The 24,594-nt window shown below is 69.1% G+C and carries 22 protein-coding genes; 11 read left to right on the top strand and 11 right to left on the bottom strand.

Annotated features, from left to right (window positions below):
• Positions 1–151 precede the first annotated feature (151 nt).
• The gene (locus tag ACFXJL_RS04025; protein ID WP_384689168.1) at positions 152–2,608 is read left to right on the top strand and encodes an MMPL family transporter; all 2,457 of its coding nucleotides are present in this window, start codon (positions 152–154) and stop codon (positions 2,606–2,608) included.
• Between the two features lie 185 nt (positions 2,609–2,793).
• Here the strand turns inward: ACFXJL_RS04025 and ACFXJL_RS04020 are convergent, their stop codons facing one another.
• From ACFXJL_RS04020 to ACFXJL_RS04010, 3 genes are read right to left on the bottom strand one after another with little or no spacing between them, the layout of a single operon-like run.
• Positions 2,794–3,609, bottom strand: coding sequence for a TetR family transcriptional regulator (locus ACFXJL_RS04020; RefSeq protein ID WP_358876380.1), 816 nt, complete (start codon positions 3,607–3,609; stop codon positions 2,794–2,796).
• A gap of 9 nt (positions 3,610–3,618) precedes the next feature.
• The gene (locus ACFXJL_RS04015; protein WP_384631634.1) at positions 3,619–4,053 is read right to left on the bottom strand and encodes a thiol-disulfide oxidoreductase DCC family protein; all 435 of its coding nucleotides are present in this window, start codon (positions 4,051–4,053) and stop codon (positions 3,619–3,621) included.
• Positions 4,054–4,057: 4 nt separating this feature from the next.
• A complete protein-coding gene (locus ACFXJL_RS04010; RefSeq protein WP_358876378.1) occupies positions 4,058–4,507 on the bottom strand; it encodes a hypothetical protein in 450 nt (149 codons plus the stop codon).
• Positions 4,508–4,641: 134 nt separating this feature from the next.
• Here ACFXJL_RS04010 and ACFXJL_RS04005 point away from each other — a divergent pair, with 134 nt between their 5' ends.
• The 3 genes from ACFXJL_RS04005 to ACFXJL_RS03995 are packed head-to-tail and all read left to right on the top strand — an operon-like array spanning position 4,642 to position 8,289.
• Entirely contained in the window at positions 4,642–5,454 is an 813-nt protein-coding gene (locus ACFXJL_RS04005) for an alpha/beta fold hydrolase (RefSeq protein WP_384688932.1), read from the top strand.
• 58 nt (positions 5,455–5,512) lie between these two features.
• Entirely contained in the window at positions 5,513–5,809 is a 297-nt protein-coding gene (locus ACFXJL_RS04000) for a hypothetical protein (protein ID WP_358876376.1), read from the top strand.
• Entirely contained in the window at positions 5,809–8,289 is a 2,481-nt protein-coding gene (locus ACFXJL_RS03995; protein WP_384688929.1) for a DUF4132 domain-containing protein, read from the top strand. Before ACFXJL_RS04000 ends, ACFXJL_RS03995 begins: the two co-directional genes overlap by 1 nt.
• Before the next feature lie 107 nt (positions 8,290–8,396).
• Here the strand turns inward: ACFXJL_RS03995 and ACFXJL_RS03990 are convergent, their stop codons facing one another.
• The 6 genes from ACFXJL_RS03990 to ACFXJL_RS03965 all read right to left on the bottom strand — a co-directional run bounded on the left by ACFXJL_RS03990 (position 8,397) and on the right by ACFXJL_RS03965 (position 13,188).
• On the bottom strand, positions 8,397–8,921 hold the full coding sequence (locus ACFXJL_RS03990) for a hypothetical protein (RefSeq protein ID WP_358876374.1): 525 nt from the start codon (positions 8,919–8,921) through the stop codon (positions 8,397–8,399).
• A 189-nt stretch (positions 8,922–9,110) separates the two neighbouring features.
• The gene (locus ACFXJL_RS03985) at positions 9,111–9,869 is read right to left on the bottom strand and encodes a succinate dehydrogenase iron-sulfur subunit (RefSeq protein ID WP_358876373.1); all 759 of its coding nucleotides are present in this window, start codon (positions 9,867–9,869) and stop codon (positions 9,111–9,113) included.
• The gene (gene sdhA, locus ACFXJL_RS03980) at positions 9,869–11,623 is read right to left on the bottom strand and encodes a succinate dehydrogenase flavoprotein subunit (RefSeq protein ID WP_358876372.1); all 1,755 of its coding nucleotides are present in this window, start codon (positions 11,621–11,623) and stop codon (positions 9,869–9,871) included. Before sdhA ends, ACFXJL_RS03985 begins: the two co-directional genes overlap by 1 nt.
• Before the next feature lie 20 nt (positions 11,624–11,643).
• Positions 11,644–12,120 carry a succinate dehydrogenase hydrophobic membrane anchor subunit gene (locus ACFXJL_RS03975; protein ID WP_329022437.1) on the bottom strand — a complete coding sequence of 159 codons (477 nt, stop codon included), beginning with the start codon at positions 12,118–12,120 and terminating at the stop codon, positions 11,644–11,646.
• 8 nt (positions 12,121–12,128) lie between these two features.
• Positions 12,129–12,509 (bottom strand): succinate dehydrogenase, cytochrome b556 subunit, encoded by a 381-nt coding sequence (gene sdhC, locus ACFXJL_RS03970; RefSeq protein ID WP_308312055.1) that lies wholly within the window; start codon positions 12,507–12,509, stop codon positions 12,129–12,131.
• 223 nt (positions 12,510–12,732) lie between these two features.
• Positions 12,733–13,188: a 2-oxo-4-hydroxy-4-carboxy-5-ureidoimidazoline decarboxylase gene (locus tag ACFXJL_RS03965; protein ID WP_384631926.1), complete on the bottom strand. Its 456-nt coding sequence runs from the start codon at positions 13,186–13,188 to the stop codon at positions 12,733–12,735.
• Between the two features lie 655 nt (positions 13,189–13,843).
• On the opposite strand from ACFXJL_RS03965, the gene ACFXJL_RS03960 reads away from it, so the two are divergent.
• The 4 genes from ACFXJL_RS03960 to ACFXJL_RS03945 all read left to right on the top strand — a co-directional run bounded on the left by ACFXJL_RS03960 (position 13,844) and on the right by ACFXJL_RS03945 (position 19,266).
• Positions 13,844–15,391: a glycoside hydrolase family 20 protein gene (locus ACFXJL_RS03960; RefSeq protein WP_384688922.1), complete on the top strand. Its 1,548-nt coding sequence runs from the start codon at positions 13,844–13,846 to the stop codon at positions 15,389–15,391.
• A gap of 537 nt (positions 15,392–15,928) precedes the next feature.
• Positions 15,929–16,525 (top strand): hypothetical protein, encoded by a 597-nt coding sequence (locus tag ACFXJL_RS03955; protein WP_358876369.1) that lies wholly within the window; start codon positions 15,929–15,931, stop codon positions 16,523–16,525.
• Between the two features lie 786 nt (positions 16,526–17,311).
• Complete coding sequence (locus ACFXJL_RS03950) at positions 17,312–18,118, top strand: RNA polymerase sigma factor (protein WP_384688918.1); 807 nt, start codon at positions 17,312–17,314, stop codon at positions 18,116–18,118.
• Positions 18,118–19,266 (top strand): hypothetical protein, encoded by a 1,149-nt coding sequence (locus ACFXJL_RS03945; protein WP_384688915.1) that lies wholly within the window; start codon positions 18,118–18,120, stop codon positions 19,264–19,266. Before ACFXJL_RS03950 ends, ACFXJL_RS03945 begins: the two co-directional genes overlap by 1 nt.
• 245 nt (positions 19,267–19,511) lie before the next feature.
• On the opposite strand, the gene ACFXJL_RS03940 is transcribed toward ACFXJL_RS03945, so the two are convergent.
• On the bottom strand, positions 19,512–20,417 hold the full coding sequence (locus ACFXJL_RS03940) for a L,D-transpeptidase family protein (protein ID WP_384688912.1): 906 nt from the start codon (positions 20,415–20,417) through the stop codon (positions 19,512–19,514).
• Between the two features lie 172 nt (positions 20,418–20,589).
• On the opposite strand from ACFXJL_RS03940, the gene ACFXJL_RS03935 reads away from it, so the two are divergent.
• From ACFXJL_RS03935 to ACFXJL_RS03925, 3 genes are all read left to right on the top strand, one after another.
• Positions 20,590–22,170 carry a methylmalonyl-CoA mutase family protein gene (locus ACFXJL_RS03935; protein ID WP_358876366.1) on the top strand — a complete coding sequence of 527 codons (1,581 nt, stop codon included), beginning with the start codon at positions 20,590–20,592 and terminating at the stop codon, positions 22,168–22,170.
• Between the two features lie 93 nt (positions 22,171–22,263).
• A complete protein-coding gene (gene leuE, locus ACFXJL_RS03930) occupies positions 22,264–22,926 on the top strand; it encodes a leucine efflux protein LeuE (RefSeq protein WP_384631622.1) in 663 nt (220 codons plus the stop codon).
• Between the two features lie 80 nt (positions 22,927–23,006).
• Positions 23,007–23,306: a DUF1876 domain-containing protein gene (locus tag ACFXJL_RS03925; protein ID WP_358876364.1), complete on the top strand. Its 300-nt coding sequence runs from the start codon at positions 23,007–23,009 to the stop codon at positions 23,304–23,306.
• A gap of 140 nt (positions 23,307–23,446) precedes the next feature.
• Here ACFXJL_RS03925 and ACFXJL_RS03920 read toward each other — a convergent pair whose 3' ends face one another.
• Entirely contained in the window at positions 23,447–24,454 is a 1,008-nt protein-coding gene (locus ACFXJL_RS03920) for an Acg family FMN-binding oxidoreductase (protein ID WP_384688909.1), read from the bottom strand.
• Between the last annotated feature and the right edge of the window lie 140 nt (positions 24,455–24,594).

The raw sequence follows: 24,594 nt of genomic DNA, 5'->3' as shown, positions 1-24,594 counted from the left end.
AGTATCGGCACCCCGGGCGGGTGAGCGGCCGTTCGCTACCTGGGAGTTCCTTGTGAGTCAGGGACGAATCCCGCCATGACCGCACCGCACGGCCGATTCTGAAGCCACTCGGGGGCTGGGGATCGACGAAGGAGCAGTGATCGTGACGGCGTTGGCACGGTGGTGCTATCGGCATCGGCTGGTGGTTCTGGTGTTGTGGGTGGGGGCGCTGTTGGGCCTGGGGGTGGCCGGAACCGCCGCGGGCACTCACTACTCGAATGTCTTCAGCCTTCCCGACACCGACTCCAAGAAGGCGCTCGACCTTCTGGTCAAGGCGTTCCCGGAGCGGTCGGGGGACCAGAACACCCTGGTGTGGCGGGTGCAGGACGGCTCGGTGCGGGACGCCCCCGTACGGCAGCGGCTGGAGCCCGCCCTCCGGGAGATCGCGGGGATGCGCGGGGTCGGCGAGGTCATCAGCCCCTATGCACCCGAAGGCGCGACCCAGATCAGCAGGGACGGGCGGACCGCGTACGCCCAGATCACCTTCGTCGACCAGGCCGACGCGGTGCCCAAGGCGCTCGTCCAGGACGTCGTGGACCTCACCGAGGAGGCGGCGGCCGACGGATTGCAGACGGAGATCGGCGGACAGGCCGTCAAGCGCATCCAGGAACCGCCGATGGGCACCGCGGAACTCGTGGGCCTCGCAGCCGCGGCCGTCGTGCTCTTCCTGGCGTTCGGCTCCCTCTTCGCGATGGCGCTGCCCCTGGTCGTCGCCGTGTTCGCGGTCGGTACGGCGATGATGGCGACGATCCTGCTCAGCCATGTCACGGACGTGCCCGAGGTGGGACCGCTGCTCGGCTCGCTCATCGGGCTCGGGGTCGGCATCGACTACGCGCTGTTCATCGTCACCCGGCACCGCAAGGGGCTTCTCCGCGGCATGGAGCCGGAGGAGTCCGCGGTCAATGCGCTCAACACCTCCGGGCGCGCAGTGCTGTTCGCGGGCGGGACGGTGTGCATCGCGCTCGCCGGCATGCTCGTGATGAACCTCCGCTTCCTGGACGGCGTGGTGATCGCCACCTCGCTCACCGTCGTCCTGAGCGTCCTGGCCGCCGTGACCCTGCTGCCCGCGCTCATGGGGGTGCTCGGACCGAGGGTGCTCAGCCGTCGGCAGCGGCAGCGGTTGGCCGCGAACGGGCCCGCGCCCGCCGAGGCGAGCGGTCTCGCCGCCCGTTGGTCAGCGGTGGTCCAGCGTCGGCCGCGAGCGATCGGAGCGGTGGCGCTGCTGGTGATGGTGGCTCTGGCGATCCCGGTGTTCTCGCTCCGGCTCGGCGCGACCGACCAGGGCAACCACCCGGAGGAATCCACGACGCGCCAGGCGTACGACCTGCTGGCCGACGGCTTCGGCCCCGGGTTCAACGGGCCCCTGCAACTGGTCGCCGACGGTGTCGAACCCCCCGCCGTCCAGGAACTCGTGCAACGAGTGAGCAGGACCGAGGGCGTGGCCTTCGCCGCGGCGCTGCCGTCCCGGCCGGGCTCGGGACTGACCGTGATCCAGGTGGTTCCGACGACGTCACCGCAGTCCGAGGAGACCGACCGACTGATCGACGTCCTACGGGAGGACGTCATCGCCGCGTCCGGTGAGAAGGTCCACGTCGGCGGGGTCACGGCCGTCTTCAAGGACTTCGCGACCGTGACCAGCGAGCGGCTTCCGTACTTCGTCGCCACGATCATCGTGCTCGGCTTCATCCTCCTGATGATCGCCTTCCGGTCGATCCTCGTGCCGCTGACCGCCGCGGTGATGAACCTGATCGCCGCAGCCGCGTCCTTCGGGGTGCTGGTGGCGATCTTCCAATGGGGCTACGGAACCGAACTCCTCGGCATCGGCAAGGAGGGGCCGATCACCGCGTTCCTGCCGGTCATCATGTTGTCCCTGCTCTTCGGACTCTCCATGGACTACCAGGTCTTCCTGGTCAGCCGGATGCACGAGGAGTGGGTGCACACCAAGGACAACGCCCGGGCCGTGCGGGTGGGGCTGGCCGAGACCAGCCGGGTCATCAACTGCGCCGCCCTGATCATGATCTGTGTCTTCGGTGCCTTCGTCCTCAGCGGCGACATGGAGGCGGGCATGGCCGGTGTGGGGCTGGCGGTCGCGGTGGCTCTGGATGCCTTCCTGCTGCGCACGGCGCTGGTCCCGGCCGTGATGCATCTGCTCGGACGGTCCAACTGGTGGTTGCCTGCCGTGCTGGAGGCTCGACTTCCGCATCTGGCGGTGGAACCGGGCGACGCCCTGCCCGACGTGCCGGCGTCGGCCTCCCGTACGGCGGTGCCCACGGTCGGCTCGACCGGCTCGACCGGCTCGACCGGCTCGGTCGTGCACGGGCTGGTCCACACCGGGCGGGGCGAGCCGGTGATGGGCGGTGTGCTGACGCTGGAGTCACCCGACGGCGCACGGATCGACCGGGTGGTGTCGCTGGCCGACGGCTCGTACGTCCTCTCGGCTCCCGAGGGCGGCGCCCACCTCCTGACGGTCACATCGCCCGGGCACGAACCGTGGGTGAGGCACGTCGTCGTCGGTGATGAGCCCCTGGTGCAGGACGTGGTGCTGGCCCCGGAGGGTGCTCGCCGCTGAAGGGCAACTGAACACCGTAGGAGCCGCGAAGGAGCCGCTGAGAAGTAGCCGAGGAGGGGAGTGGCCGGGCGGTCCGGTCACTTCTCCGGGTCGGTGTCCGCCTCGCCGTCCGGTTACTCCTCCGGGTCGGTGTCCGCCTCGCCGTCCGGTTACTCCTCCGGGTCGGTGTCCGCCTCGCCGTCCGGTTACTCCTCCCGGTCGGTGTCCGCCTCGCCGTCCGCGCCCATGTCCGGGGTGGCTGCCTTCCCCGTCGGCGCGGATGCGGTCCGACGGCGCGGGGCGGGGGCCTTCTCCTTGCGGGCAGCGACGTTCTGCGCCATCCCGGGCAGCAGGTCCGTCAGCAGTTCGTGCACGTCGTGGACGAGGGGGCGCAGCACCCGGAAGCGGGCCAGGGTGATGCCCCGGGCGGTGACCCGCGCACCGCGCACCGCCAGTTGTCTGCTGCGCTCGTGCCCCTCCGAGCGGTCGAAGACCCAGTAGAGGACAAGCCCCATCTGGGAGAGCCACATCAGCTCGGGGAAGGCGTCGGCCAACTCATCGGGGACCTTGGCCTTGGCACCCGCGAGCGTCTGGCGGTGGACGTCGATGGCCTCCTCACGGGCGGGCTCCGACTCCGGTGAGAACGGGCTGAGCGGGCTGTCCGGGTCGGCCGCGTTCTTGAAGAACTGGGCGGCGAACTCGTGGTACGGCTCCGCGATGTCCAGCCAGGCCAGCAGCACCCCCGCGAGCCTGGCCTCCAACTTGGTCTCCCGCGCCAGCACGGGACGGACAGCGGCCTGGTGCTCGGCCGCGATCCTGTCGTAGAAGCCCTGGATGAGGTGCTCCTTGGAGGAGAAGTAGTAGTAGGCGTTGCCTACCGAGACCCCGGCCTCCTTGGCGATGGCCCGCATGGTCGTCTTGTCGTAGCCGCGCTCCTGGAACAGCCGGAGCGCGGTTTCGAGGATGAGCGTCCGGGTCTGTTCGCTCTTCGGGATGCTCCTGGGGGCCTTCTCTTCACTCACGGTGCGAGCCTAGCCGGGCAGTTCGCACTGGTCGTCGCAGGCTGCCTGCCCGGAACCGGTGCCCGGACCCGCACCGGAGAGCTCGCGGTACTTGGCGGCGGCGAGCATGGTGCCGCGGACGAAGGGCGCTCCGCTCGGGGTGGCGAGCCAGTGGGCCTTCGGGCGGTGCTCGGCGAGCGCCCACAGACAGACGATCCATGCCGCGGATCCGCTGAAGATCTGGCCCTGGTCGCCGATGACGGTGATCTCCCGCTGGGTGCGGGCGTGGTCGAGTTCGGGGAACAGCCGCTGTGCCTCCACGGATCCGGCGGGCACCAGGCGCAGCGGTACGAGTTGGGGCTGGCCCTTGAGCCAGTGCCGCAGATGGACGCAGAGGGAGCAGTTGGCGTCGTAGAGGACAGTCAGCGAGGCGATCGGGGCGTGGGGGCGGGGCTGGCTGGCCATCGGGTCACGCTCCGGCCCTGGCACGGCCGCCGTCGTTGGGGGGCGGGGTGCGGTCGGCCGGGTTGGTCCAGCCCTGTGGGCTCACCGGCGGGATCTGCTCGCGCTCCATCACACCGCGCCTGCGGATCTTGTTGAGGACGTAGACATTGCCGAGGTGCATCACACCGAGGACCAGCAGCACCACGCCGAGCTTCACCGAGAGGGCATCGAAGAGTTCCCGGGCGTCGTCGACGGTTTCGGCGACCCGCAGATAGAGGGCGACGAAGCCGAGGTTCACCAAGTAGAAGCCGACGACGAGGAGATGGTTCACGGCTTCGGCCAACTTCTCGTTGCCGTGCATGACGTCCGACAGGAAGATCCGCCCGTTCTTGCTGAGCGTGCGGGCCACCCAGATCGTCAGGGCCACGCTGATCAGCAGATAGACGATGTACGCGACCACATTGAGGTCGTCCATGCCACACACTCCTTGAACACGTTCAAAAATGCTGACGGGATTGAATGTAGACCTGTTTTTGAACATGTTCAAGTGAGTCTGGCGAGGGGGAAACTCAGGAGCGCTCACCTCGGCACGCGCTTAATGTCAGCCCGGTGAACCTGACTTATGACCTGGCCGGCACCGGCCCCACCGTTCTGCTCCTGCACTCCACCGTCTGCGACCGCCGCATGTGGGACCCCCAATGGCTGGCGCTCGTGGAGGCGGGCTGGCAGGTCATCCGCTGCGACTTCCGTGGGTACGGGGAGACCCCCGCGGGTCGCGGCCCCTACAGCGACGCGGACGACGTCCTGGCGCTCCTGGACGAACTCCACATCGACGAAGTCGCGCTGGTCGGCTCCTCCTACGGCGGGCGGATCGCCCTGGAGACCGCGGCCCTGGCCCCCGAGCGGGTCACCGCCCTCGCCCTGCTCTGCGCCGGGCTGCCCGATATGGGCGCCAGCCCCGAACTCGTCGCGTTCGACGAGAAGGAGACGGAACTCTTCGAGGCCGGCGATCTGTTCGGCGCGGCCGTACTCAACGCCCGCACCTGGCTCGGCCCCGACGCGGGACCCGCGGCCCACTCGGCGGTGCGCCAGATGCAGCAGCACGCCTTCGAGGTGCAGGACGCCGCCGCCCATGAACACGGTGAGCACTACGGCGACCGGGACTTCGACCCCCAGACCCTCACCGCGGTGACCGCGCCCGCGCTCGTCGCCTTCGGCGCCCACGACCTGCCCGACTTCCGTGCTACCGCGAGCCGTCTGGCCTCGCTGCTCCCCTCGGCCGAACTAAGGGAGTTGGCCTGGGCGGGCCATCTGCCCGCACTGGAACGCCCGGACGAGACCACCGGGCTGCTGTTGGACTTCCTCCGCACGCACCACAGCCCCGCGCCCGCCCGAACAACTCCACCTGTCGACCACCCCTGACCGGGGCGCCCCGCTCCCATCGGCGTTGATGTCAGTGGGCTCGACTACGGTCGTTCGCATGGGACTGGTGACCTTCGTCGACGAGACGACAACTGGTGAACGACTGGGCTCCGTGGGCGTCGTGGTCGCCGAGGAGCGGCTGCCGCTCGGGGAGCTCATTCGACGACGGGTGAGACAGGAGGCCCCCGGCGAGGAAGCGGACGCCGCCTGTGAGCGCGCCATCGAGGCATTCGGCCGCAACGGCTTCCTGGTGCTCGTGGGGGAGCGGCAGATATCCGAGCTCGACGAGGTCGTCTGCCTCGCGAAGACGACCGAGGTCACCTTCCTCAAGCTCGTCCCCCTGGTCGGTGGCTGATGCAGAAGGGGCAATCGGCGTACGCCGACATCATGGCCGTCCGCGCCGCCATCGCCGCGGGGGACCTTCCCGAGCTCGCCGAGCTGCTCCTTCAGATCGGCACCCGGGAGGACAACCAATGGCCGGGCGACCGGGCCTGTCTGCTCAAACGGATGAGCGAACTGCCCGAAGACCAGCGCCAGGAGCTGGCCCGGCACTGGATCAGCCGCTATCACGAGGGGGCCGACACCGGAGTGGCCCTCAGCGTCATGATCACTCTGATCCGCACCGCCGACCCCGGCGCCGAACTGCTCGAAGTCGAGCGCAGGGAACGGATCGAGCGCCTCTCCCAGAACACCGTCCACTACGACGCCCACCAGTTGGTGGAGCTCATCCGAGGCGAGCAGAAGGCAGGCCGCCCCCTGCCCGGACCCTTCATCGCCATGGTCCGACGCTCCCGACTGGCCGCCTACTGGTCCGAGGACCCTCTCGACGACATCCTCAGTGAGCTGACCGAGCCCGTGCTCAACCCGGGCGAGGCATGGGCGGACCGAGCCCTCGCCGACGCCTCGACCTGGGGGGAGCCCGGGCGACTGCTGCTCCAGCGGCTCCTGGCAGCCAGGTCTGCGAAACCCACCCGCGCGTGGGAGCGGGCCGTCCGCGCCCTGGTGGCGGAGATCGGCCCGAGGACCGTTCGGACCTCGGCGCTGACCTGGTTGGGACTGGTCGGCAGCCCCCGGACGCTCCCGCTCAGATTCACTTACGGATCGGACCAGGAGTACGACGCCTACAACGCCGACGCACTGCGCGGTCTCGCCTGGCTGGCCTCCCTGATGGAACCGGAGCAGGACACCGTGCGTGCCCTGGGCGCACTGGTCACGACCTCGTTGCGCAAGCTCCCCGACGTCGGACCCAGGAGCCCCAAGGTCGCCAACGCAGCCGTCGTCGCACTCTCCCGCACGGAGGGCGAAGCAGCCCTCGCCGAACTGGCCCGACTGTCCACCCGGGTCGTCTACAAGCCCACGCTGAAGATGATCGGCACCGCCCTCGACTCACGCGCGGAGGACGCCGGCATCTCCCGGGAGGAGATCGAGGAGCTCAGCACCCCCACGTACGGACTGACCACTGTCGGGCGCGGTGAACGGGCCGTCGGTGACGCCATCGCCCTGCTGGAGGTGCGCGGGAGCAAGACACTGCTCTCCTGGCGGACCGCCGCGGGACGGATCGTGAAGAGCCCGCCCGCCGCGGTCAGGAGCGCCTACGCGGAGGAGGTCAAGGAGGTCAGGGCCGCCGCCAAGGACATCGACAAGATGCTCACCGCGCAGTCCGAGCGGCTGGACCGACAGTTCCTCGCCCGTCGCAGCTGGCCGCAGGGCCGCTGGCGCGAACGCATCCTGGACCACCCGCTGGTGGGGACGCTCGCGCGCAGACTGATCTGGGCCGTCGACGGTGTAGGCGTCGCCCTGGACGGCACGGAACTGCGCACGGTCGACGGCGAGCGGGTGAGTGCCGACCCGAGCGCGACCGTCACCCTCTGGCACCCGGTGGGACGCCCCGATGCCGAAGCCGCGGCCTGGCGGCAGTGGTTGGAGGACCGGGAGATCACCCAGCCGTTCAAGCAGGCCCACCGGGAGACCTACCCCCTCACCGAAGCCGAGCGCACCACCGGGAACTACTCCAACCGCTTCGCCGGCCACTTCCTGCGGCAGTACCAGTTCCACGCCCTGGCCGCAGCCCGCGGATGGACCTCCAAGCTGAGACTGTGCGTCGACGATGTCGCCCCGCCCCCCTACAAGGAACTGCCCCTGTGGGGGCTGCGCGCCGAGTTCTGGATCGAGAGCGTCGGCGGCCCGGAGGACGGCGACCTCAGCTCCTCGGGCGCCTACCAGCGCATTGCCACCGATCAGGTCCGCTTCTACCCCCTGGAAGCCGCGCACAACTGGGCCCATGTCGGCGGCGGCGCCTATGCCCAGCGCGCCTACTGGCGCAAGGACGGGGCTCCGATACTCGACCCCCTGCCGCTGCACGCCGTACCCGAACTGGTCCTCTCCGAAGTCCTGCGGGACGTGGACCTCTTCGTCGGCGTGGCCTCCGTCGGCAACGACCCCACCTGGCAGGACGGCGGACCGGGCGGCCACTTCCGCGACTACTGGCAGTCCTTCGCCTTCGGCGATCTGTCCCGCACCGCCCAAGCGCGCGGCGAACTGCTCACCCGACTGCTTCCCCGGCTCGCGATCGGAGACCGCTGCACCGTGGAAGGGCGGTTCCTCCAGGTGCGGGGCGAACTCCACACGTACCGCATCCATCTGGGGTCGGGGAACATCCTGATCGCACCGATGGACCGCTACCTCTGCATCGTGCCGGGGGCCCGGACCGGTGCGACGGACAGCGGATATCTGCCGTTCGAGGGGGACAACACCCTCGCGGTGATCCTCAGCAAGGCGATGCTGCTGGCCAACGACAAGGAGATCACCGATCCGACGATCACCACCCAGTTGTGACATCCGCCCTGAGAGGGCGGCACCCTGGTCCCGGGAGCGGACATGGGTGGGGGCAGACGCCCGAAGGCCGTCTGCCCCCACCACACAAGCTCCCCCGTACGGTGTCGCTAGAGGCTGCTCACCGAGCGGGCGTAGTTGATCTGCCCCATGATCTCCTGGAACGCATAGGGGCTGTGCACCGGAATCATCGTCGCGTGGTGCTTGCCCCCGCTCGCCACCGTCACCTGGACGAAGCCCGTCGTCTTGCGCTCCTTGATCAGCAGGAAGAGCAGACCCAACAGACAGGCCAGGGCGAAGACGATCGCCAGCACCACCGCGTACGTCGGAATCTTCTCCTCGGTGCGTGACATGTCCGTGGCGTTCCAGACGGCGCCCTTCAGCGGCATCGGTCCGGCCGGCGTGATGATCGACTCGCTCATCACCGTGATGTCACCGATCGCCAACAGCGGGGTCCCGCCCGTCGGCGGACCGTGCACGGGCACCGGGACCCCTGCCGGCTGGGTCTGGGAGTAGCCCGCAGGCTGGTGCGGGTAGCCGTATCCCGGAGTGTCATGTGGGTATCCGTAGGGCTGTGTGGGCCCCCACTGGTACTCGGGCTCGCCCTCCGCCGCGTATGGATTCGGCTCGGTCATCTTGGTTTCCCCGCTTCCCGCTGCAACACATACAGACGTTCCCACCGATCCTGCCAGGTCTCGCCGCGCTCGGTGAAGTCCGTGCCGGTAACGGTGCCAAAGGCGAAGGCCCCGGTCCGCAGGGAACCGGAGCCTTCTGCAACACCCTTGAGCCCGGAAGCGCGTCCGGAAGGCAGGTATGACGTTCGATCAGAAGCGGCGGGTGATCAGCGCCCGCTTCACTTCCTGGATCGCCTTGGTGACCTCGATCCCACGCGGACAGGCGTCGGTGCAGTTGAACGTCGTACGGCAGCGCCACACGCCGTCCTTGTCGTTCAGGATCTCCAACCGCTGCTCCCCGGCCTCGTCGCGCGAGTCGAAGATGAAGCGGTGCGCGTTGACGATGGCCGCCGGGCCGAAGTACTGCCCGTCGTTCCAGAACACCGGGCAAGAGCTGGTGCACGCGGCACACAGGATGCACTTGGTGGTGTCGTCGAAGCGCTCGCGGTCCTCGGCGGACTGGAGGCGCTCACGCGTCGGCTCGTTCCCCTTGGTCACCAGGAACGGCATCACGTCCCGGTACGCCTGGAAGAACGGCTCCATGTCCACGATCAGGTCCTTGAGGACCGTCAGGCCCTTGATGGGCTCGACCGTGATCGGCTTGGCGGGGTTGAGGTCCTTGATCAGCGTCTTGCAGGCGAGCCTGTTCTTGCCGTTGATCCGCATCGCGTCCGAGCCGCAGATCCCGTGCGCGCACGAGCGGCGGAAGGTCAGCGTGCCGTCGACATCCCACTTGATCTTGTGAAGACCGTCGAGGACCCGCTCCTTGGGGTCGATCTCGATCGGGAAGTCCTCCCAGACCGCGTCCTCGGAGACCTCCGGGTTGAAGCGGCGGATGCGGAAGGTGACCGTGATGTACGGCGAGGCGGCTGAGTCGGCCTCGACCTTGTCCAGTACGGGGGTAGCCATCAGTACTTACGCTCCATCGGCTGGTAGCGGGTCTGGACGACCGGCTTGTAGTCGAGACGGATGCTCTCGGAGCCGTCGTCGCCGACCTCGCGGTACGCCATGGTGTGGCGCATGAAGTTGACGTCGTCACGGTTGGGGTAGTCCTCGCGGTAGTGACCGCCGCGGGATTCCTTGCGGGCCAGCGCCGAGACGGCCATGACCTCGGCCAGGTCGAGCAGGTTGCCCAGCTCGATGGCCTCCAGCAGGTCCGTGTTGAACCGCTTGCCCTTGTCCTGGATGGACACGTTCTTGTAGCGGGCGCGAAGCTCGCCGATCTTCTCGACCGCCGTCTTGATGGTCTGCTCGGTGCGGAAGACCATGACATTGGCGTCCATGGTCTCCTGGAGCTCGCGGCGGATGTCGGAGACCCGCTCCTTGCCGGTGGAGTTGCGCAGCCGCTCCACCTGCTCCTGGACCAGCGACGCCGGGTTCTCGGGGAGGTCGACGTAGTCGTTCTTCGCGGAGTACTCGGCGGCGGCGATGCCGGAGCGCTTGCCGAAGACGTTGATGTCCAGCAGCGAGTTGGTGCCCAGTCGGTTGGCGCCGTGCACCGAGACGCAGGCGACCTCACCGGCGGCGTACAGACCGGGAACGACGGTGGTGTTGTCCGCGAGGACCTCACCCTCGACGTTGGTGGGGATGCCGCCCATGGCGTAGTGCGCGGTCGGCTGGATCGGGATCGGGTCCGTGTACGGCTCGATGCCCAGATAGGTGCGCGCGAACTCCGTGATGTCGGGCAGCTTGGCGTCCAACTGCTCCGGTGGCAGGTGGGTCAGGTCGAGGTAGACATGGTCGCCCTCGGGTCCGCAGCCGCGACCCTCGCGGATCTCCGTGTAGATGGAGCGCGAGACGACGTCCCGCGAGGCGAGGTCCTTCATGACGGGCGCGTACTTCTCCATGAAGCGCTCGCCGTCCTTGTTGCGCAGGATGCCGCCCTCACCGCGGGCGCCCTCCGTGAGCAGGATGCCCATGCGCCAGATGCCCGTCGGGTGGAACTGGAAGAACTCCATGTCCTCCAGTGGCAACCCGCGCCGGTAGCAGGCGGCCTGCCCGTCACCGGTGAGCGTGTGGGCGTTGGAGGTCACCTTGAAGAACTTGCCGGTGCCGCCGGAGGCGTAGATGACGGCCTTCGCCTGGAAGATGTGGATCTCGCCGGTGGCCAGCTCGTAGGCGACCACGCCGGACGACCTCTTGACCCCGTCAACCTCGGTGATCAGCTGGTCCAGGACGTAGAACTCGTTGAAGAACTCGACGCCCTCCTTGACGCAGTTCTGGTACAGCGTCTGGAGGATCATGTGGCCGGTGCGGTCCGCCGCGTAGCAGGACCTGCGGACGGGGGCCTCGCCGTGGTTGCGCGAGTGCCCGCCGAAGCGGCGCTGGTCGATGGTGCCGTTCGGGGTGCGGTTGAACGGCAGGCCCATCTTCTCCAGGTCGAGGACGGCGTCGATGGCCTCCTTCGCCAGGATCTCGGCGGCGTCCTGGTCGACCAGGTAGTCACCGCCCTTGACCGTGTCGAAGGTGTGCCACTCCCAGTTGTCCTCCTCCACGTTGGCGAGCGCGGCGGCCATGCCGCCCTGCGCCGCACCGGTGTGGGAGCGGGTGGGGTAGAGCTTCGTCAGGACTGCGGTCCGGCTGCGCTTGGTGGCCTCGATGGCCGCGCGCATGCCCGCTCCGCCAGCGCCGACGATGACGGTGTCGTACTTGTGGATCTTCATGTGGTTCGTCAGCCCCGGCTTTAGCGGATGTTCGGGTCGAAGGTGAAGATCACCAGCGTGCCCAGCAGGATGGTGAACACCGTCGCGGTGTACAGCAGGCCCTTGAGCCACAGACGCGTGTTCGGCCGCTCGGCGTAGTCGTTGATGACGGTACGCAGGCCGTTGGCGCCGTGCAGCATGGCGAGCCAGAGCATCAGCAGGTCCCAGACCTGCCAGAACGGGGACGCCCAGCGACCGGCGACGAAAGCGAAGCCGATCTTGGAGACGCCGCCGTCCAGCACCAGCTGGATCACGAGGTGGCCGATGACCAGCACGACCAGCACCACGCCGGAGAGCCGCATGAAGAGCCAGGCGGCCATCTCGAAGTTGCCGCGGGTGGCGCGCGGGGTCTTGCCGGTGCGCTTGCGCGGGGCCTCGATCAGGGGGGCCGGGTTGTCCACGTCGTAGAGCGAGCCGCTCTCGACGGGACCGATCGCGGAAGAGGTGTCAGCAGACATGTCCGGCATCAACTCCCGAAGACTTCACGTACGGCGTGTCCGAGGACGGGGTAGAGCGCACCCGCCATCAGCACGATCCAGATGCCCATGACCGTCCAGAGCATCTGCTTCTGGTAGCGCGGTCCCTTGGACCAGAAGTCCACGGCGATGACCCGCAGGCCGTTGAGCGCGTGGAACAGCACGGCGGCGACGAGGCCGTACTCCAGCAGGGCAACGATCGGCGTCTTGTAGACGGCTACGACCTTGTCGTAGTCCTCGGGGGAGACACGGACGAGAGCGGTGTCAAGGACATGGACGAACAGGAAGAAGAAGATGAGGACGCCGGTGACTCGATGAGCCACCCATGACCACATTCCTTCCCGGCCGCGGTACAGCGTTCCAGCCGGCACGGAAGAGCCCTCCGGGAGCGGGGATTGGGGCCTGCCGGCTTGCGATGGTCGGTCTGGCCCGGCCGGGTATGGTCCACCGGCCCCGGCCATCGTAGCGACGACTTGTCGGTTCGTTCGCGCCGGGTCGGCAGGTGTGATCAAACAGGCAATCAAAGAGCCACGGACGGGCTATCGCCAGGCCGGGTGGTATGGGGACGTGCCGGGGCCGTGGTCGCCGAGGGGGCTAGGACACCAGGCGGATCAGTCGGGATCGGGCCAGACCGCGCAATTCCTCTGCGGCGACCTCCCGCTCTGTGTCGGGGGTATGGGCGAGTCGCGCACGGATGCCGATCAAGATCTGATCGAGGTGTTCGGCTGGCCGGAATGTGACGAGGCAGATGACGAAGGAGTGGCCGAATCTGCTCTCGTACGCGGCGTGGGCCGCGGCCAGTGCGGTCAGGGCGGATGTCGGTACGTCCGTCAGGGCCCGGTCGGGCCCCGCGGCGGGTTCCCGGGCGAGCGCCTCGTGGAGATCGGCGGGGGAGAGGTCGTAGCTGGCCTCATCGCAGGCCGCCAGCAGGGCATCGAGATCGGGATAGGGGCGGTGGGCGACCAGCCGTTCGGCCCAATGCCGGCTCCCGCAGCAGTTCAGGAGGGCGGCGACGGCAGCGTCCTGGTCCATCCGGTTGAGGCGTTCCAGACCGGCGGGCGCCAGGGGACGCTGCCCGGGCGGTCGGGTTCGTGATCGGGGCGGCGGTGCGGTGGGAGTGCCCGGCGGGGCTGCCGGTCGCTTCGGGAGGCCGACGGGGACTTCGCTGGACAGCGTGGGCTCCTGGAACTGGGACGGGTCGAGCGCCGGAAGGTCGTCGGCGATCGAGCGGAGGGCTGGGTGAAGCCGAGAGGGCGACAGGGCAGGGCAAGTGGTTAACAAGTGAGCAAAGAGAACCAATGGAACTTATGGAACTAGTGCGACTGACGGTTGGTAAGGGAGGCGGTAAGGGAGGCGAGAGGTGTCGAAGAGGGAGAGGGTTGGGGCGGGCAGACGGTTGGGCGAGTCGGCCAGAACCCCGGACCATGTGAAGTAAGTGACAGAAGGGGCAGGAGTGTCTCCACGCTATCGATGCCGCTGAAGGGCTGTCCGACGGATGAGCGATTTTCACCCGGACGGGAGAGTTTCACCTGCTGTATCGGGTGATGTGAGGTAGTTGGGCGATTTCGTGAGATTCGTCTGATTCATAAGATTCACTCGTTTTAAGGGAGGTATGTAAGTGATACGGCATTTCGCGCGTACCGGATGGGGTGGTACGGCAGTCGTCGTGGCCGCTGCCCTCTCGATAGCAGCGACCGGCTGCTCAATGGGAACCTCGAATGAACCGGGAGATTCCGGTCAGTCGGGACGATCCAGTCGTACCGATGCCGGTGCTGACCGCGGCACGGCGGACCCCACGCCCAGCCCGTCACCCACCCGGACGTACCCCCTCTCCACTGCACCGGCGACGATCCCCGCCGTACGGAACCATGAACCGGCACGCGGTCCGGGCTGGCGCCCCACGCCCGGTTCGGGAGTCGTCGTCACCGCGGGCGGCGAGGCCCTGGCGGACGAGGCCAGACTGCTCGCCGGCGAACTCAAGATCGCCTACCGGGAGGCCGGACCCGTCAGGCCCGGCGATGTGGAACTGGTCCTCGCACCCTCCCAGCAGGGCGGCTCCGAGTCGTACACCGTTCACACCGCCGACAATCGCGTCCGCATAGCGGGGCCCTCCGAAGCCGGTGTCTTCTACGGCACCCGCACGCTCAAACAGGCGGTGCGCTCCGGCGGTGCCATGCCCGAAGGCGTCGTTCGGGACGCGCCCGACCGGCCTCAGCGCGGACTGATGGTGGACACCGCCCGCAAGCACTTCAGCGCGGGCTGGATCGAGGGGCGGCTGCGGGAGATGGCCGACCTCAAGCTCAATCAGTTCGGACTGCACTTCTCCGACGACCAGGGGTTTCGGATCGAGTCGGACAGCCATCCCGAGGTGGTGTCCCGCGACCATCTGACCAAGGCGGAGGTGCGTCGCATCCTCGCGCTCGCCGCCTCCCTGCACATCACCGTGATCCCCGAGATCGACTCACCCGGCCATCTGGGGGCGGTACTCGCCGCCCATCCGCAACTGCGACTCAGGGACGCGGCGGGTCGCAGCGTGCGGGGAGCGATCGACATCGGCAACCCGGCTTCGGCGCGACTCGTCGACGAACTCCTCATCGAGTACGCCGATCTGTTCGAAGGTGCCTATTGGCACCTCGGGGGTGACGAGTACCAGGCCCTCACCCGACGCAATCCGGAAGCGTCCTTTCCGCGGCTCGCCGCCATCGCCCGCGAGGAGTACGGCCCCGAGGGACAGGTCCAGGACCTGGCGACCCAGTGGGTCAACGACCGGGCCGAGGTGTTGCGTCCGCTCGATCGGCGGCTCAAGGCGTGGAACGACGGCTTCTTCCGCGGCGGTGAGGTCAGCGTCGACAAGGACATCGAGGTCGAGTACTGGACGGGCAAGGAGATAGGGGCCCGCCCGCCCGTGGAGTACCTCGCCGAGGGGCGCCGGGTGGTGAACGTCAACGACGAGTACCTCTACTACGTACTCGGCGAGCCCAATGACTTCCGCTATCCGACCGGTCAGCGCATCTATGAGCAGTGGACCCCGCTGGTGCTCCGCGGCACCCGACCGGTTCCAGCGAAGTACTCCGACCAGATCGTGGGGGCGCGGTTCGCCATCTGGTGTGATCTGGCGCGCTCCCAGACGCCGGATCAGATCGCACGGGCGATCGTCCTCCCGCTGAGCGCACTGGCCCAGAAGGTGTGGGACCCGCGGAAACCCACCCTCAGTTGGGCCCGGTTCGCGGCGCTCGCCGAACGACTGGACTGAAGCCCGCGCACGGCGAAGGCGGCGGGAGCGCGAGGTGCTCGGACGGGTCGGATCAGGGGCGCCGGCAGGGGTACGGGGTCGTACGACCGGTGCCGTCCAAGCGGGAGTCGAGGACCCGATCCGGGGCGGCGCGACGCCACGGCAGCATCCGGTCAGCGGGGTGCGGCGCGAGTCCGCCCGGGGGTGTGCGGACTCGCACCGCTGCTTCCCGGGAGCCCGCAGGAACGATGCACCGTCCCGTCAATCGAGCTCCAGGTGCGCAGAATGTAACAGAAGTGTGGTGCAAGTGTGTATGGGTAGTGCTCACTTGATAAATCGTGATGTGGGGCGTCCAAGACCGCTCAGCTCCGCCCAAACGTGGCGGACGGGGCTTGGATGGGAGTAGTTTGCGCCAAGCAGCCCGAGACCCATGCTGATGAGCGGTTCGTAGTACCGCCCTGCAAGGACCCGGTTCTCCGGTGCCTTCGGCATGACGCGATTGAGCCACGGGGCTCAGGTGTGCGCGGTAATGACATGCGTGCGCGATGGGAGGCGTCAGTGGCGTCGAAGAGCCTGAGGGAACTGATCGCACAGGCGGACGAGCGGGGATTGGCCGCAAGCGGGCTCGCCTGCCTGGAGCGCTGTCTGCCCCTGCTCGCCTCCGAGGCCGATCCACTCGGTCCGTTGTGGGATGGACTCGCCGAAGGTGCGGGGGGCTGGCCGGGACGGCTGGCCGAAGCCAGGGACACCCTCGCGGGGGCCGCGCCCCCGGGCGATGGCGAGGCGGACGAGGCCGCCGCTCTGATCCGTCACATGCTCGATGCCGCACCGGACGACTGGCAGGTCGAGCCGCTGCGCGAGTGGGCCGACGACTGTTCGGTTGCGGCTCTCGAACTCCACCACCGACTCGACGCAGGTCCGGCCGGCGAGCCGACCGCGTCCGCCGTGATCGAGGTGCTCAAGGGGTGCCGCGAGGGCGAGCCCACCGATGCGGGACCTCTGGTCACTGCCGAACTGCGCCGTCAACTGCGGGTCCTGGAGATCCTGGCCCAAGGGGAGGGCCGGATCGGTCTGCGGCAGGTGCAGCGCGTTTCCACCGAGGGGCAGCGGGTGCTGCGCGCGGTGGTGTCCCGCCGGGCCAGGGTCCAGCGCTGATCCGGTCGCGCCCGCGGTGAGCCCGGCGTGCGGGCGGGTTCAGGCGTGGCGTGGCGGGTTCAGGCGTGGCGTCCGGGGCGACCGGCCGCCACTTCGCCCGGGGGTGTGGCGGGGTGTGATGGTCGATGCTGCCTGCCCGACCTGCGCCAGGGCTGCTTGTCCTACTCGGCGTCGTGGTGCGTCAGTATCGCTCTGCCGCTCTGCCGCTCTGCCGCTCTGCCGCTTGCTCAGCTTGCTCAACGCGCGCGTATGCCGTCCCCGTCCTGCGCGGCACACCGATCCGAATATGGGTTCGATGATCGATGGCCGGTGCAGGCCATGTCCAACAGGGCGCGCCGGAGATCGGGGACCCCATGAAGGCCGGAGATCGGGACCCCGTGAACTCCGTCCGCTCGCCCAGTCCCCGCAGACCAACCCGGTCGACCGCGGATGACCACAGGGGGGAAGTGAGCGCGCTGGCGGCTCGAAGGCCGGTGGATGCCCGCCTGCCAGGGGGTTTGCCCGTGCCCGGCGGTGGCAGACGGAAGGACGACCGGGGCCGCCACCCCCCACAGGAGAGGCCCCGGTCGCCGTCCATCGGGGCCGCAAAGCGCCCCCGTACTCCATTCAGCGTCAAGCAGGCGATTTCTGTCACACACCCTTTCGTGTCGGGCGAGTCGGCATATTGTTGCAAGTTGTACAAGCCATGGACGTGGCCCCTGGGCAAGCCGTAGCGTGCTCACTCGCGTACAGGGGACGCGGGCAGTGATGACCAGCTGCGAATCTGAACAGGTACAGGTAGAGGTAGTGCTGGGGGACGACGCGGAGCTGACCGCCGCAGTGCTCGCGGCGCAGGACGGGGACGAGTGCGCCTTCCGCACTGTGTACCGCGCCGTGCATCCGCGGCTGCTCGGCTATGTACGAACACTCGTCGGGGAGCACGATGCCGAGGACGTGGCGTCCGAGACGTGGTTGCAGATCGCCCGCGATCTCGACCGGTTCAACGGTGACGCGGACAGATTCCGGGGCTGGGCCGCCAGGATCGCCCGCAACCGGGCCCTCGACCACGTCCGCATGCGCGGTCGCCGCCCCGCGGTCGGAGGCGACGAGAGCGAGCTCACCGGTCGACCGGCGAGTTCCGATACCGCGGACGAGGCCATGGAGGCACTCTCCACCGGAAGCACCCTGGCACTGATCGCCCAGCTCCCACAGGACCAGGCGGAAGCCGTCGTACTGCGGGTAGTGGTGGGGCTCGACGCCAAGAGCGCCGCCCAGACCCTCGGCAAGCGGCCCGGAGCCGTGCGCACCGCCGCCCACCGCGGGCTCAAGCGGCTCGCCGAACTCCTGGGCGCCGACAGCCTGGAGGAAGCCGAGTTCACCGAAGCTCCACCCGACTTCACCGCACAGGAGGCCGATTACCGGGAAAGGGCCACCAGCGCGTACGGTGCCAACGGTCCGGGTGGTGCCATGGACGCCGATGGGCAGCCGGTTGCCGACCCCGCGGAGTGCGGTGCGGATCTCAACGGCGTGCCTCCGCAGCGTGGACCACGGCCGGGTGCGACGGCACCCGCCGGTGTGACGCATACACGGCTGCGGACGCAGAAGGACATGTGATGGCCGATGAGCGGTACGAGTGGCTCGACGAGGAAGCGGCGGAGCGACTGCTCCGCGGTGAGCCGGTCGACGTCCCCGACGAACCCGCTCGCACGCAGGCCGCACGACTGACCGCAGCGCTGCGCAACGCGCGTCAACCGGAGGTTCCTGCCGGCGTCGACGACGCCGAGTTGGCGGGCGAGGCCGCCGCCCTGATCGCCTTCCGCCGAGCCCGGGACCGGAACGCTGCGGGCCAGGAACACGACTTCGGGATCGTACGGGTCCTTCCCGCTCCCCGCCCCTCGCTCGCGGCCCGGTTGATGCAGCCCGTGCGGTACGGCGTGATCGCCGCGCTCGCCGGGTTCGCGTTCGGCGGGGTGGCCGTCGGGGCGACCACCGGACTGCTGCCCTCGCCCTTCGACGAGGGCTCGACGCCCGCGACCTCGGTGTCGGGCGCGCCCACCGGAGAACCTCCGGGGGAGGAGCCGCCGTGGGCCCGGGGCGGGCAACCGACCCCGCGCGCAACCGAGGGGGGCGCCGCGCCCCCGAGGGTCCGGCCACACGAGGAGCGGACCACCACCGAGCCCCCCGTACCGGGGGCCACCACCGAACCGGCTGAACCACCGCCCGGGACACCGGGCGTGACGGTGACCGAGGAGCCCCCGGCGAAGAACGGCAAACAGCGCAAGCTGGAGGCCGCCTGTCGTGATCACCGGGCGGGCACGATCGACCGCAAGCGGCTGAAGCGGCTGGAGAAGGCCGCGCAGAGGCACGGCGTCACCGTGGACCAGTTCTGTGCCGATGTCCTCGGTGGTGCCTCGGGCAGCGGCCAGAACGGTTCCCACGGCCAGAACGGCCAAGGCAGTCAGAGCAGTCAGAACGGCGGCAGCGGCCAGAGCAACCAAGGAGCGCCGGGCGGCCAGGGGATCCAGGGCGGGCCGAACTCCAGCGGCTCGAACTCCAGCGGCTCGGTGACGGGCGCCGGCTCGACCGCTGTCGACCGCCCGTACGGCCGGCCCGACAAGAGTCACCAGAGAGACACCAGCAAGGTCAACGGCAAGCCGAAGCAGCGCGCGAGCGGTTCACAGAACGGCCGGGGCATTCGGGCCGCGGGCCCGGGCCCGGAGAGTGCCGATCCCGTTGTTCGGATCTACCGGCCGCAGCGCTGAGGCACCGGCCGAGCGCTCCGCATCATGCGTGTGACCAGCGATTTTTCGCCACCGTACGGTCAGGTGTGACGTTTCTGGAGCCTACGGCGCAGTAGTAAGTGAGCCGACTGGTCATCGGCGGCGCCAGAAGCCGGGGTTCCCCCCGTACCTACGGCTGGGCGCATCAGGCGCGGGCGGGACACGTTCCCCCGGTCCCGCCCGCGCCCTTCTCGACCGTCTTTCGCAGCCCCGCGAGCCAGCAGCCCTCACCAGTGGATGACGACCTTGTCGCCGTTGCGCACCTGCTCGTACAGGGCCGCGACGGCCTGTCGGTCGCGCACGTTCACACAGCCGTGCGAAGCACCGTTGTAGCCACGCGCAGCGAAGTCCGACGAGTAGTGGACCGCCTGGCCGCCGCTGAAGAACATGGCGAACGGCATGGGGGTGTCGTAGAGCGTGGACACATGGTCCTTCGACTTCAGGAAGACGCTGAAGGAGCCCTCGCGGGTCGGGGTGTACTGGGATCCGAAGCGCACGTCCATCGTCGAGCGCACTGTGCCGTCGACCACCCAGGACAGGGTGCGCGTGGTCTTGCTGACGCACATCACCCGGCCGTTGAGACAGCGCGGATCGAGCTTGGTGGCGGGCTTGTTGACCGCCTTGCCGTCGAGTTCGCCGCGCGTCGGCTCGGTCGTCATCCCCAGCAGCCGCTGCCAGGTGATCGTGTCCGTCGCCCCGTCGGCGGGCAGTCCGCGCTTGGCCTGGAACCCCTTCACCGCGGCGACCGTGATCCGTCCGTAGACCCCGGTCGGCGCATCGTCGAACCAGCCGATCTGGGCGAGGCGGGCCTGTAGTTCCCGTACCCGACCGCCCTGCGTGCCCTCGGACATCAGCACCTCGGCCGGGCTGGCGCTCTGCTCCTCGCTCGGCTCGGGCCGTGCATCGGCGGTCGGCGAACTCGACGGCGTTGCGCTCGGGGTCGGGGTCGGGGTCGGGACGCCATCGGGCGCCGCCGATCCCCGCGGTCTGTCATCCGTACGCACCGAAGGGGTGACGGCCGCCTGCGCCGAACAGCCCGCCGTCAGCGCGAGAACCGCCACCGCGGCCAGGCCCCGCCGAACGGCGCCGGTGGTGCGCCGACTCCGGACATCGCATCCTCGAAACCTCTTCATCCTTTGTGTCCCCCCGTGAACCAAAGACGATGATCCATCCCGCAGAGTCCCTGGAAACCCGGAAATGGAGACTCTGCCCCAGGAGATGGATTCCCGTCCGGTTCGGTTGCAGAACCCCGTGCGATGCGGGAAGAGCTGTGATGACGAATCGATTCAGGGGAGAGGCACCGCCATGGCCCACCACTCCGCATCGGGACTGCCCATCGATCCGGTCTACGGACCGGACGCGCTCAGCGGGTGGGATCCCGCCGAGCGCCTGGGCGAACCCGGTGCGTACCCCTACACCCGCGGTGTCTACCCCTCCATGTACACGGGCCGGCCCTGGACGATGCGCCAGTACGCAGGCTTCGGCACCGCCGCCGAGTCCAACGCCCGCTACCGACAGCTCATCGCGCACGGAACCACCGGTCTGTCCGTCGCCTTCGACCTGCCCACCCAGATGGGCCACGACTCCGATGCGGAGATCGCCCACGGCGAGGTCGGCAAGGTCGGGGTCGCCGTCGACTCCATCGACGATGTGCGGGCACTCTTCGACGGGATCCCCCTGGACCGGGTCTCCACCTCGATGACCATCAACGCCCCCGCCGCACTGCTGCTCCTGCTCTACCAACTCGTCGGCGAGGAGCGGGGCATCCCGGCCGATCGGCTCACCGGCACGATCCAGAACGACGTGCTCAAGGAGTACATCGCCCGGGGCACATACATCTTTCCCCCACAGCCGTCCCTTCGACTGGTCGCCGACATCTTCCGCCACTGCCGGACCGAGATCCCGCGCTGGAACACCATCTCCATCTCCGGCTACCACATGGCGGAGGCCGGCGCCTCGCCCGTACAGGAGATCGCGTTCACCCTCGCCAACGGCATCGCGTACGTGCGCACGGCCCTGGCCGCGGGCATGGACGTGGACGACTTCGGCCCCCGGCTCTCCTTCTTCTTCGTCGCACGGACCACGCTCCTCGAAGAGGTGGCCAAGTTCCGCGCGGCCCGCAGGATCTGGGCCCGGGTGATGCGGGAGGAGTTCGGGGCGCGCGACCCCAAGTCGATGATGCTGCGCTTCCACACCCAGACCGCCGGCGTAGAGCTGACCGCCCAGCAGCCCGAAGTGAATCTGGTACGGGTCGCGGTACAGGGGCTCGCCGCGGTCCTCGGCGGCACCCAGTCGCTCCACACCAACTCCTTCGACGAGGCGATCGCCCTGCCGACGGACAAGTCGGCCCGGCTGGCACTGCGCACCCAACAGGTCCTCGCGTACGAGACCGATGTGACGGCGACCGTGGACCCCTTCGCCGGTTCGTACGCCGTGGAGAAGCTGACGGACGAGGTGGAGGAAGCCGCCCTGGCGCTGATGGGACGGGTCGAAGACCTCGGTGGTGCGGTCGGCGCGATCGAGCGGGGATTCCAGAAGGGGGAGATCGAGCGGAGCGCGTACCGCATTGCCCGGGAGACGGACAGCGGCGAACGGGTCGTCGTGGGAGTCAACCGCTTCACCCTGGACGCCGAGGAGCCCTATGAGCCGCTGCGCGTCGACCCGCTGATCGAGGCCCGGCAGATCGAGCGGCTGGCGCGGCTGAGGGAAGAACGTGACGGATCCGCGGTCCTGGCCGCGCTGGACGCGCTCAGACAGACGGCTGCGGGGACCGACAACGTCCTGCCCCCGATGAAGGAGGCCCTGCGGGCGCGGGCCACCGTGGGCGAGGTCTGCCACGCACTCCGTGATGTCTGGGGTGCCTATGTGCCCGCGGACGCGTTCTGACGCCGGCACAGGACGTCCGACCGTCCCGGCGCTTCCGGGCGTGACCGGGAACACACTGATGAATCACCGTAACTCTGTGCGAAACTCCGATTCATGCTGGGTGTCACCGATCTTCCGACCTACTTGACGGGTCTCATACTGATCGTCCTCCTGCCGGGCCCGAACTCGCTCTACGTCCTCTCGGTCGCGGCCCGACGCGGCGTGCGTACGGGATACACTGCCGCAGCCGGCGTCTGGTGCGGCGACGCCGTGCTGATGGTGCTCTCCGCCGCGGGTGTCGCCTCGCTGCTCCAGGCGAACGCCGTCCTCTTCGGCATCGTGAAGTTCGCCGGTGCCGGATATCTGACCTGGCTGGCGATCGGACTGCTGCGCGCGGCCTGGTCGATGTGGCGGGCGCGGCGCGAGTTGCCCGAGGCGACCCTGTCCGAACAGGGCGCTGAGGACGGCGCGAGCGTTGAACGGCCCTTCCGCAGGGCCCTGGTGATCAGCCTCCTCAACCCCAAGGCGATCCTCTTCTTCATCGCCTTCTTCGTGCAGTTCGTCGATCCCGCCTACGCCTATCCCGCACTGTCGTTCGTGGTCCTCGGAGCCTTCGCCCAACTGGCGTCCTTCCTCTATCTGACCCTGCTGATCTTCACCGGCACCCATCTCGCCGCGGCCTTCCGGCGTCGCAGGGCACTGTCCGCGGGGGCCACATCGGCGGCGGGCGCCCTGTTCCTCGGCTTCGCCGTGAAGCTCTCGCTCAGCAGCGCCTGAAACGGGTGTGGGTGCGATCCTGAAGGCAGGAACGCGCCCCGGCGGCTGACCAGGGCCGGGCGCGGTGGAGGAGGTGTGCCATGACACGGACCCTGGAGTGGAAGGTCGATCTCGTCCTGTCGGAGGAGGACGGCACGACCAGAGCCCGCGCGATGCTGGAGACCGGTTCGGGGCGGCTGACCGGACGCGGTACGGCCCGTTGCAGCCCGGCCGACGCCGACATCCCGAAGATCGGGGACGAGCTGGCGGCTGCGCGGGCGATGCGGGACCTGTCCGGGCAACTGATGCGGGTGGCGGACCGCGATCTGGAGGCGATGGGTGCCGCCCCGCCGGTGCAGCCCTCGGTGCCCGACACCGGCTGGTCACCGGCCGCCGGATAGGGCGCGCGGTCCGCCCGACCTGCCGCCCGTAGCGGGACTCGACGCCCACGGCCCGGCCCGGTTGCTCGACTGCGCACACAACCGGCTCGCGGAGCCGGCCGCCGCCGACCGCGTCCCGATCGTGCGGTGCTGCCGATCGCTCAGCGGATGTCCAGCATGTCCTCCACGGACCTTCGGGGTGTCGCCGTGCCGTGGGGGCCGTACCCCAGCCGGATCACCATCTGGATCTGACCGCCCGATGCCGAACCCGGCTCCCGTACCGCCCACCGCAACTCCGGCCACTCCAGGGCCTGCGAGGTCAACGAGGTGGACAGCCCGTCGATGGTGGCTTGGAGCAGTACGCGCTCCAGCGCCTGGCCCGCCCGCAGCCAGTCCACCGGCCGGTCCTCGGCGGTCCCGAGCAGCCCGAGCCGCGGATAGTGCTCGAACTCCACCGCCTCCCGGCCGGGGATCGGCCGGCCCTGGGCGAAGTCCCGCATCGGGCCGGTGGTCCCGCGCGGCCGGGGCCCGAAGGCGCTCACGGGAATGCCGTCGCCCGGCTGGGGAGTGCCGTCTCCGTCTCCGGTCCGCACCTCGGTCCTGGTCCACGAGGCCAACTCCGCCCGGGCCTCGGGGTCCAGCACCGCCCGTTCCTCGGCCTCGTGCACCAGGTCCAGCACCGTCTGTACGTGCCAGTCGTCGGGGAAGACCAGTCGGCACCCCTCCAGCAGTGCGGCGGCGCTGAGGCCGTCCAGCACCTCGACCGGAACCGCCTCGTGGGTGAAGGGGTGGCGGCTGGTGTGGCGCAGGCTGATGGCGGGGTGGAGCGGGGCCAGATCGTCGTCTGCGCGGACCGGTTGATCGAGCCGCACCTCGGCGAGCAGCGCCGGGTCCGAGCCGTCGGGCAGCAGTGCGGTGACGGGTTCCCACCCCTGGTGGGCCGCCGCGACCCGCAGGTTGAAGAGGGCGGCTCCGCAGCCCAGGTGGAGGGCCCGGTTCGCGGGGTCCTCGGCGGGCAGCGCCCGGGTGGGGTCGGCCCGCACCTGGAGGACGCTGCGCTCGCGCAGCAGCCGGAACTTCCAGGGCTGGGCGTTGTGCAGTGAAGGGGCGGCTGCCGCGTCCTGGACGACGGCCGTCACCGTGGCCGGGTCGAGTGGTCGTGCGGGCACGGGTCCTCCTCGGTGTGACTCGGGATGTGACTTGGTGTGACTCGATGTGACTCGGGGTGAGCGTTTCTGCGCGTGCGGTCCTGGTGCGATCCCCGGTCCGGGGGATGTCCGTTAGGGCGACCGCAGTGAAGAATCGTTTC

The organism is Streptomyces sp. NPDC059256, assembly GCF_042753785.1.
GTDB lineage: Bacteria > Actinomycetota > Actinomycetes > Streptomycetales > Streptomycetaceae > Streptomyces.
The sequence above is the reverse complement of the archived record's forward strand: the minus strand, read 5'-3'. Positions and strand labels throughout refer to the sequence as shown.

Excerpts from the sequence above, each read along its gene's own strand:
- ACFXJL_RS04015 (WP_384631634.1), bottom strand. The coding sequence starts at position 4,053 with ATGGCCAGCCAGCCCCGCCCCCACGCCCCGATCGCCTCGCTGACTGTC.
- ACFXJL_RS04010 (WP_358876378.1), bottom strand. The coding sequence starts at position 4,507 with ATGGACGACCTCAATGTGGTCGCGTACATCGTCTATCTGCTGATCAGC.
- ACFXJL_RS04000 (WP_358876376.1), top strand. The coding sequence starts at position 5,513 with ATGGGACTGGTGACCTTCGTCGACGAGACGACAACTGGTGAACGACTG.
- ACFXJL_RS03995 (WP_384688929.1), top strand. The coding sequence starts at position 5,809 with ATGCAGAAGGGGCAATCGGCGTACGCCGACATCATGGCCGTCCGCGCC.
- ACFXJL_RS03990 (WP_358876374.1), bottom strand. The coding sequence starts at position 8,921 with ATGACCGAGCCGAATCCATACGCGGCGGAGGGCGAGCCCGAGTACCAG.
- ACFXJL_RS03985 (WP_358876373.1), bottom strand. The coding sequence starts at position 9,869 with ATGGCTACCCCCGTACTGGACAAGGTCGAGGCCGACTCAGCCGCCTCG.
- sdhA (WP_358876372.1), bottom strand. The coding sequence starts at position 11,623 with ATGAAGATCCACAAGTACGACACCGTCATCGTCGGCGCTGGCGGAGCG.
- ACFXJL_RS03975 (WP_329022437.1), bottom strand. The coding sequence starts at position 12,120 with ATGTCTGCTGACACCTCTTCCGCGATCGGTCCCGTCGAGAGCGGCTCG.
- ACFXJL_RS03960 (WP_384688922.1), top strand. The coding sequence starts at position 13,844 with ATGGGAACCTCGAATGAACCGGGAGATTCCGGTCAGTCGGGACGATCC.
- ACFXJL_RS03945 (WP_384688915.1), top strand. The coding sequence starts at position 18,118 with ATGGCCGATGAGCGGTACGAGTGGCTCGACGAGGAAGCGGCGGAGCGA.
- ACFXJL_RS03940 (WP_384688912.1), bottom strand. The coding sequence starts at position 20,417 with ATGAAGAGGTTTCGAGGATGCGATGTCCGGAGTCGGCGCACCACCGGC.
- ACFXJL_RS03935 (WP_358876366.1), top strand. The coding sequence starts at position 20,590 with ATGGCCCACCACTCCGCATCGGGACTGCCCATCGATCCGGTCTACGGA.
- leuE (WP_384631622.1), top strand. The coding sequence starts at position 22,264 with ATGCTGGGTGTCACCGATCTTCCGACCTACTTGACGGGTCTCATACTG.
- ACFXJL_RS03925 (WP_358876364.1), top strand. The coding sequence starts at position 23,007 with ATGACACGGACCCTGGAGTGGAAGGTCGATCTCGTCCTGTCGGAGGAG.